Origin of the sequence: Massilia agrisoli, from assembly GCF_020831365.1 — a bacterium.
Taxonomy (GTDB): Bacteria; Pseudomonadota; Gammaproteobacteria; order Burkholderiales; family Burkholderiaceae_D; genus Telluria_A; species Telluria_A agrisoli.
In genome coordinates, this window is sequence record NZ_JAJHPV010000015.1 from 1 (window position 1) to 7925 (window position 7925).

6 protein-coding genes and 2 rRNA genes are annotated in these 7925 nt (G+C 58.7%); 5 read left to right on the plus strand and 3 right to left on the minus strand.

Features of this window, described 5'->3' with window-relative positions; genetic code table 11:
- The first annotated feature begins 147 nt into the window (after window positions 1-147).
- Window positions 148-260 (plus strand): 5S ribosomal RNA (gene rrf, locus LMJ30_RS16380).
- A gap of 279 nt (window positions 261-539) precedes the next feature.
- Here the strand turns inward: rrf and uraH are convergent.
- Window positions 540-950, minus strand: a complete 411-nt coding sequence (gene uraH, locus LMJ30_RS16385; RefSeq protein WP_229433458.1) for a hydroxyisourate hydrolase — start codon at window positions 948-950, stop codon at window positions 540-542.
- A 13-nt stretch (window positions 951-963) separates the two neighbouring features.
- Window positions 964-1467 (minus strand): GlcG/HbpS family heme-binding protein, encoded by a 504-nt coding sequence (locus LMJ30_RS16390; RefSeq protein WP_229433459.1) that lies wholly within the window; start codon window positions 1465-1467, stop codon window positions 964-966.
- A 135-nt stretch (window positions 1468-1602) separates the two neighbouring features.
- Between LMJ30_RS16390 and LMJ30_RS16395 the strand changes: the two genes are divergently transcribed.
- Together LMJ30_RS16395 and LMJ30_RS16400 are read left to right on the plus strand one after the other, a co-directional pair.
- Entirely contained in the window at window positions 1603-2274 is a 672-nt protein-coding gene (locus LMJ30_RS16395; protein WP_229433461.1) for a heavy metal response regulator transcription factor, read from the plus strand.
- Window positions 2271-3644, plus strand: coding sequence for a heavy metal sensor histidine kinase (locus LMJ30_RS16400; protein ID WP_229433462.1), 1374 nt, complete (start codon window positions 2271-2273; stop codon window positions 3642-3644). The genes LMJ30_RS16395 and LMJ30_RS16400 overlap by 4 nt, the downstream gene beginning before the upstream one ends.
- Window positions 3645-3841: 197 nt before the next feature.
- Here the strand turns inward: LMJ30_RS16400 and LMJ30_RS16405 are convergent, their stop codons facing one another.
- Window positions 3842-4387, minus strand: a complete 546-nt coding sequence (locus LMJ30_RS16405) for a DUF6328 family protein (protein ID WP_229433464.1) — start codon at window positions 4385-4387, stop codon at window positions 3842-3844.
- A 138-nt stretch (window positions 4388-4525) separates the two neighbouring features.
- On the opposite strand from LMJ30_RS16405, the gene LMJ30_RS16410 reads away from it, so the two are divergent.
- Together LMJ30_RS16410 and LMJ30_RS16415 are read left to right on the plus strand one after the other, a co-directional pair.
- On the plus strand, window positions 4526-6940 hold the full coding sequence (locus LMJ30_RS16410) for a penicillin acylase family protein (RefSeq protein ID WP_229433466.1): 2415 nt from the start codon (window positions 4526-4528) through the stop codon (window positions 6938-6940).
- A 400-nt stretch (window positions 6941-7340) separates the two neighbouring features.
- Window positions 7341-7925, plus strand: a 16S ribosomal RNA gene (locus LMJ30_RS16415); the annotation flags it as partial.

Sequence of the window (7925 nt, forward strand, 5' to 3'; positions counted from 1 at the left end):
ACTGATACTAATTGCCCGTACGGCTTGTCCCTATAACATTAGTAGTTATAGGTCTGCAAGACTTCAAAACTGATTTGATATAAAACTACTTCTTCCAGATTCAGAGCGCTGTTGCCCCATTGGGAACAGTTGCTCGTACAAGTTATGCCTGATGACCATAGCAAGTCGGTCCCACCCCTTCCCATCCCGAACAGGACCGTGAAACGACTTTGCGCCGATGATAGTGCTGCAACCAGTGTGAAAGTAGGTTATCGTCAGGCTAGTTATAAAGAAAAAACCCGCAGGTGCATTGGCACTTGCGGGTTTTTTTTCGTCCCGAGAAAAGCAAGTCGTAGGGAATGTTGGCGTTCAACTGGTGAACCAAACCGCCACCCTGGACAAGATGCACCTGGCGCCGCCGCAACAGCAACGATCTGTTGCTTGAACTCGGCCCTGTAATTTGGCCGCCCTTGCTGGGGGCCGGATTTAACGGCGCTATCCAAAGTGGCCCCCATCGAAAAATAGTGGCGGCTTCTTTGGCGCGCCTGCGGACGAGGAACTTAGTTGCCGCGATACGTAGAATACCCGTACTGGCTCAGGAGCAAGGGGATATGGTAGTGCTTGACGCTGCCATCGACCGCGAAAATGACCGGGATTTCGGGGAAGAACGTGGCCTGGTTGTGTTCGGCAAACCATGCGCCGGTCTTGAAAGTCACGCGGTAGGTCCCTTTATCGAGCTGCGCCTGCTGCGGGAACAGACCTGGGATGCGGCCCTGGGCATTGGTCGCGGCGGTATTCATCATGATCCAGCGATCGCTGACCTGTTTTTCCAGCGTGACGGTGACGTTGGGCGAAGGCAGCCCATCTTGAACATTGAGAACATGAACGCTGAGCGGATTGGCCTGCGCGCTGGCGAATTGACACAGGCTGCCGAGGGTCACGGCGACCAATAGTTTTTTCATTGTGGACATTGCAAACTCCTGTTTAGTTGGTTGTTGAAGAAAAAATTTGTTCGATGGCGGCGAGCGCGCATGCTTCGTCCATTGCCGGGCCGCCGGCGCCAGCCACCCCAATTGCGCCAACCACAGCGCCGCCCGATCTGAGAGGCAAGCCGCCACCGAGCAACAGCAGCTCCGGGACGGTATTGAGGTTCTGGGTCTGGACATTGGATCGCGCGTTGTCACCCAGCTGGTTTGTCGCCGTCCTGGTCGACAGTGCCGTATACGCCTTGCGCTGCGCGGCCAGGGTATTGTGTGGTCCGACATCGTCGTCCCGCTGCAGGGCGACCAGGTTACCGCTGCGGTCAACCGCGGCGACGGCCAGTGTTCTGCCCTTGGCATGGCAGGACTCCATCGTTGCCCCCAGCAGGCGGTTGGCGACGCCAAGGGTGATATCCGGCCTGAGCACGTGGTTGGCCGGCGCTGCCTCGGCTGCGCCGATGCACAAGGCAAGTCCAAGGGGAATTAAACAGCTTGAGTTGGGGAGCATTGTTGGTCCTCGTTGTTGTCAGGGAAGGCGACCATGCTAGCTGCGCGCCGGCGTCAGTTGGATTGCGGCGACATTACAAACTTGTAATGAAGGTTTCGGCGCGCTGTAAGATGACGTCAGAAGGGTGGGGGCCGCATGCGCATACTGATCGTGGAAGATGAAAGCAAGACTGCCGAGTACCTGCAGAAGGGGTTGCGGGAATCTGGCTATGTGGTCGAAGTGGCGGGGAACGGCTTTGACGGCCGCTACATGATCGAGGAGTTCGCGTTCGACCTGGTCATCCTCGATGTGATGTTGCCCGGCCTTACCGGGTGGGAGCTGATGAAGCTGGTGCGCGGCAAGGGGCCGACGCCGGTAATGTTCCTGACCGCCCGCGATGGCGTTGAAGATAAAGTCAGGGGCCTGGAGATGGGGGCCGATGACTACCTGGTCAAGCCGTTCTCCTATGCCGAACTGCTCGCGCGCGTCCGCACGCTGCTGCGGCGCGGCCCGCCACGCGATATGGACTCGTTCGAGGTTGCTGACTTGCAGGTCGACGTGGTGCGTCGCCGCGTGACGCGGCAGGGGGACCGCATCACCTTGACCAGTAAGGAATTCGCCTTGCTGCACCTGCTCATGAGCCGCGCGGATGAAGTGCTTTCACGCAGTTTCATCGCCTCGCATGTGTGGCAGATGAATTTTGACAGCGACACCAACGTCGTTGATGTCGCGGTGCGCCGCCTGCGCGCCAAGGTGGACGATCCCTATCCAGTAAAGCTGATTCACACGGTGCGAGGCATGGGGTACGTGCTGGGGGAGAAGCCATGAGGCTTTGGCCCGGCGCCATCAGCACGCGGCTGGCCTGGCTGTTCGCGCTCGCCAGTGTGCTGGTCTCGGGCGCGGTTGGCGCCTACCTGTATCAGTCCCTGGAAGGGGAAATTGCCTCACGTGATGACGCCGCATTGATCGGTCGGGTCGATCGAATGCGTGCGCTGGTCGATGACAGTGCCAGCATCGAGGCCCTGCGCAGCCGCCCTCACTTATATGGAAATATGATGGGTAACCGGGACAGCGTACTGTGGATGATCGATGCCCAAGGGCGGCCCATCATCGAAATCAATCCCGCTCAGCTGCCGTTGCCCGCCCTGGGCGCCAGCAGCAGCATTGCGCTGGCCAACGCGTCCGCGGGGCAGGCGATCCGCCTGGCCTGGGTCGACGTGGTGCAGGGGGAAAGGCAGTTCACGCTCGTGGCCGGCAAGATGCTCGCTGAACGAGATCAGATCCTTGGCTCCTACCGCAACACATTGTTGATAGCGTTGGCCGCGGGCGCCGCGCTGTCGTTCCTGCTCGGGTGGCTGATCAGTGAGCGCAGCCTGCGCCCCGTGCGGCAGCTGGCCGCACGCGCCGCAGCCATTGACGCAAGTTGCCTGCATGTGCGTCTTGGTGCACCGGAAACCTCCGTGCGCGAACTGGATGTGCTTAGCGTCGCGCTGGACCAGATGCTGGAGCGACTGGCCGGCGGATTTGCGCAGTTATCGCGGTTTTCGGAAGACCTGGCGCACGAACTCCGTACACCCCTGAGCAACCTGATGGGCCAGACCCAGCACACTTTGCGCAAGGTTCGACCGGTACAGCACTACGAAGAGCTGCTTGCGTCGAATCAAGAAGAATACGAACGGCTGGCGCGCATGATCGACAGCATCTTGTTTCTGGCGCGCTCTGAACAGACCGATGCCGCCATCGACTGTGAAGCGATTGATCTGGGCGTGATGGCGGCCCAGCTCATTGACTATTTTGAAGGTATGGCCGACGAACGCGGTGTTGTGTTCGAGGTCCATGCGCGCGGGGTGCTGCACGCTGATCGCGTACTCGTGCGGCGCGCCGTGGCGAACCTGATGGCTAACGCACTGCAGCACGGACCGCGCAATAGCAAGGTGACGATTCTCGGCGAAGTGAATGATCAATGGGCTGCAATTTCCGTCCAAAACGGCGGCAAGGCGATTGATGACGAGCATCTGCCGCACTTGTTCGACCGGTTTTATCGCTGCGATCCGGCGCGCAGCAAAGCCAGCGACTGCGGCGGGCTGGGGTTGGCGATCGTGCGCTCGATCATGCATCTGCACAAGGGCTCCGTGAGCGTAACTAGTGTGCCGAACGCCACCTGCTTCACCTTGCGATTTCCGCCGCCCGCGAGCTGAGGCCGACGCGGCCAGGCTTCCATGTTTCCATCCAGACGGCTGGGCCAGCCCTGGCATTCCTTGCGCTTCCCCCGATCATCACGCTCGGCATGCAGCGCTGGCCCACCTCTCCGACTAGCGCACTACTTGCGCGGTGTTCATTATCCTTGCCTGGGGAGGCTCATCTGTTCGTCCACGCACATTTCCCACGACAGCAGCTATCGCATGACGCCCTTATTTAGCTGCTTCCTGCGCTGATACCAGGGGAACACAAACCACAAGCCACTGAGGAACAAGAAGGTTACCGTTGCGCTGGCAATGCTGAGGTTCAAATTCTTTGTCGCCATGATGATCACCGTAAACATGTCCAGCGCCAAGCCACCTGCCAAGGGCGCCAGCGCCCACCGGATCAGTGAAGACGAGCGCCTGATCATCCCTTTCGAAATATTGGCCGGCTCGACCACGCGGTAATACACGGCCGGCGTCATTACCAGCGCCACCGCCATGATGACCAGGCCCAGGCTAAGCAAATGGCAATCCTTCGCATAGGTCGGCAGTTCCGTGAATCGGTCATTAAACACGGCGATTGTCTGGAACCCAAACAGCGCCTGCACGCCAGGCAAGATGACACGCGCTTCTTCGATGATGTTGCGCATTTCCCCGTTCAGGGACTCGTTATAAATTGCATTGTTTTCCATACACTCAACAGTACGCGACATTCCCCAAGCCATCAACCGCGCACAGTTGAAACTGCCATCGCGCATTTACTGTCGCCTCCTGCCCGTGCCTTTGCTCATCGTTGAGTGCTATCAATACCCTTGGCATTGCTCCAGCGATCATGATCGATGGCATCCCCCGCGATTGCCGTCCTTTACATACCAGCGAAAATTGGAGGAGCCAGCATGGGATACGTACAGTCGACATTTCGGCGCTTTACGCAAGGCCGCGCCCGCGCAGCGCTACTGCTTGCGGCAGCGCTTGGCGGATGCGGAAAAAGCAGCGACCCGATACCGCCAGCACCGCAACCGACACCGCAGTTCAGTGCCGAGGTAAGCCGGACCTCGTTCGGCATCGCGCACATTCGGGCTGTCGACTTCAAAAGCCTGGGTTATGGGCTGGCGTACGCGTACGCGCAAGACAATGTTTGCATGTTCGCCGACAGCTTGCTCACGGTGCGCGGAGAGCGGTCGCGCTTCTTCGGCGGCGATCTCCCGGCAACGCCGGCTAGAAATGGCGAGTACGGCGCGGCCAGCGATTTTATGAACCTGAAGAACGAGGACAGCGACTTCTTCTTTAAAGGCTATCTCGACCCCGAACAACTGCGTGCCGGCTACGCCACGAGTTCGCGTGAAACGCGGGATATGCTGGCCGGCTATGCGGCCGGCTACAACCGCTACCTGAAGGATTTTGCGGGCCGCTTACCCGCCGCGTGCAAGAACGCGCCCTGGGTACGGCCGATCACAGTGGAGGATATGTACCTGGTGCTTGCCGAGAAAGCCCTTCACGCCTCGGGCCAGGTATTCGCGAAAGAAATTGTCGACGGTGCGCGCGACCCGCAGGCGCCAGTGTCGTTAGGCGCGCCCACACAAGTCGACAAATTAAATCCGGCGTTTGTCCGCGAGCGTCTGGCAAAGCTGACCGCGGAGCTGGGGAGCAACGCCCTGGGTGTCGGCAAGGACATGTCGGTTGATGGCCGCGGCATCCTGCTTGGCAGTCCGCACTATCCGTGGACCAGTACAGATCGCTTCTGGCAGGTGCACCTGACTGTTCCTGGCCGGTACGATGCAATGGGCGTCATCCTGGGCGGCATCCCTGTGGTGGTCATTGGCTTCAACCGCGACGTGGCGTGGACCCATACTGTCACCACCGCCGCCCACTTCACAACCTTCCGGCTCACGCTGGATACCCGTGATCCGTCCGGTACCACCTACATTTCCGACGGCGTCCCGGTCAAGATGACGTCGAGGAACGTCCGCGTCGACAGCCTGCAACCGGACGGTACCTTGCGCGCGAAGAGCAAAACCTTCTTTTTCAGCAAGCACGGCGCAGTGATGGTGAAGGCTGATGCGGGACTGACCTGGTCGTCTGATTCAGTCTACGTGCTCGCCGATCCTAATCGCGATAACACCCGCTTGATGGAGCAGTGGATCGGCATTGGCAGTGCGCGCAGCGTCGGGGAATTAAAAGCTTCGCTGGACCGGACCATCGGCTTGCCCTGGGTGAATACCGTTGCGGTAGACCGCGATGGGCAGGCTTTGTATGCGGACGCGAGCGTGGTGCCGAACGTAACGCCGGAAAAATTCCTGTCCGATTGCATGATGCTGCCTCCGCTGCTGATGCTCAACGGCGCGCGTGGCGATTGCGATTGGGGCGCGGGCCACCAGGCGCCGACGGGAATCATTTCCCCTGCGAACGGTCCGTGGATGGTGCGCGCAGATTACGTCGGCAACTCGAATGACAGCTACTGGCTGACCAACGCGCGTTCGCTGATGACCGGGCCGCCGCCGTATGGGTTCTCTCCTCTTTACGGCCGAACCGGAATCGAGCAAAAGATGCGTACCCGCATAGGATTCAAGCAGTTCGAGGAGACGCTCGCCCGTAAGGCGCGGGTTGGCATCGAAGACGTCCAGCAGCTGGCGTTCGCTAACCGCGTCCATGCCGCCGAGCTGGTCCTGCCACAGTTGCTGCCCGCGTGCTTTGCGGCAAAAGATCCCGCATTAACGATCGCATGCAACGCCTTGTCTGGCTGGGACCGGCGAGCCGACCTCGATAGCAGGGGGGCGGTACTGTTCCGCGAGTTTTGGAACACTGCCGCTGCTTTGCCCGATAAATGGGCTATTCCCTTCGACCCGCAGAACCCGGTGAATACGCCGCGCGAAGTAAAACCTGCAGCCATGGCGCCGATGCTGGCAGCGTTGAAAGCCGCCGCCCAAAAGCTCACCAGCCTGAATATCCCGCTGGATGGAAGGCTGGGGGATTACCAGGGCGAGGCGCGTAACGGCGTACGTGTTCCGATCCATGGCGCGATCGGCGATATCGACGGTTCGTACAATTCGATCCACATGCGCAGCGAACTCGGGCCGCAGGGTTACCGGGACGTGGAGTGGGGTACGAGCTACGTCCAGGCGGTCACCTTCGACGAGGCGGGCCCGGTGGCGCGCGGAATGCTGTTGTATGGCCAATCGGTGGACCCGGCATCGCCGCACTACGCCGACCAGCTGCCGCTGTATTCGCAGAAGCTGTGGCCGGCCTTACCGTTTGCCGTGGAACGCATCCGCGCAGATCCGAACTATCGGACGATAAGATTGTCTGAGTAATGTCTTTTTTTTGCCATGACCCTTGCAAGGCTTCGCAAGGGTTGCTATAGTTCGCCTCCCGTTGCGATGCAGCACAAAAAAACAAGCGACGGGATGAAGTGCAGAATAAAAAGAGGTTGACGAAAAACGCAAAACACCGCATAATCTCATCTCTCTGCTGCTGACAAACACAACGCTTTGTCGATGAGCAGCAAGTAGCACCGAATAAAGTTCTTTAAAAATTAACAGTCGATAAGTGTGGGCGTTTGATGAAGGTGCCAAGAACTTCGGTTCTTGAATACTTAAATTATCAAATGTTCGCAAAAAAGAAATACGTTGCTCAGCAATGAGTAACGGTCAGTATTTTGAGTGAGCGACCCGGTAGCAATACCGGTGGCAGAAATGCCAACAAACAGAGATTAAACTGAAGAGTTTGATCCTGGCTCAGATTGAACGCTGGCGGCATGCTTTACACATGCAAGTCGAACGGCAGCGCGGGGCAACCTGGCGGCGAGTGGCGAACGGGTGAGTAATATATCGGAACGTACCCAAGAGTGGGGGATAACGTAGCGAAAGTTACGCTAATACCGCATACGATCTAAGGATGAAAGCAGGGGACCGCAAGGCCTTGTGCTCCTGGAGCGGCCGATATCTGATTAGCTAGTTGGTGAGGTAAAGGCTCACCAAGGCGACGATCAGTAGCTGGTCTGAGAGGACGACCAGCCACACTGGAACTGAGACACGGTCCAGACTCCTACGGGAGGCAGCAGTGGGGAATTTTGGACAATGGGCGCAAGCCTGATCCAGCAATGCCGCGTGAGTGAAGAAGGCCTTCGGGTTGTAAAGCTCTTTTGTCAGGGAAGAAACGGTGGGAGCTAATATCTCCCACTAATGACGGTACCTGAAGAATAAGCACCGGCTAACTACGTGCCAGCAGCCGCGGTAATACGTAGGGTGCAAGCGTTAATCGGAATTACTGGGCGTAAAGCGTGCGCAGGCGGTTTTG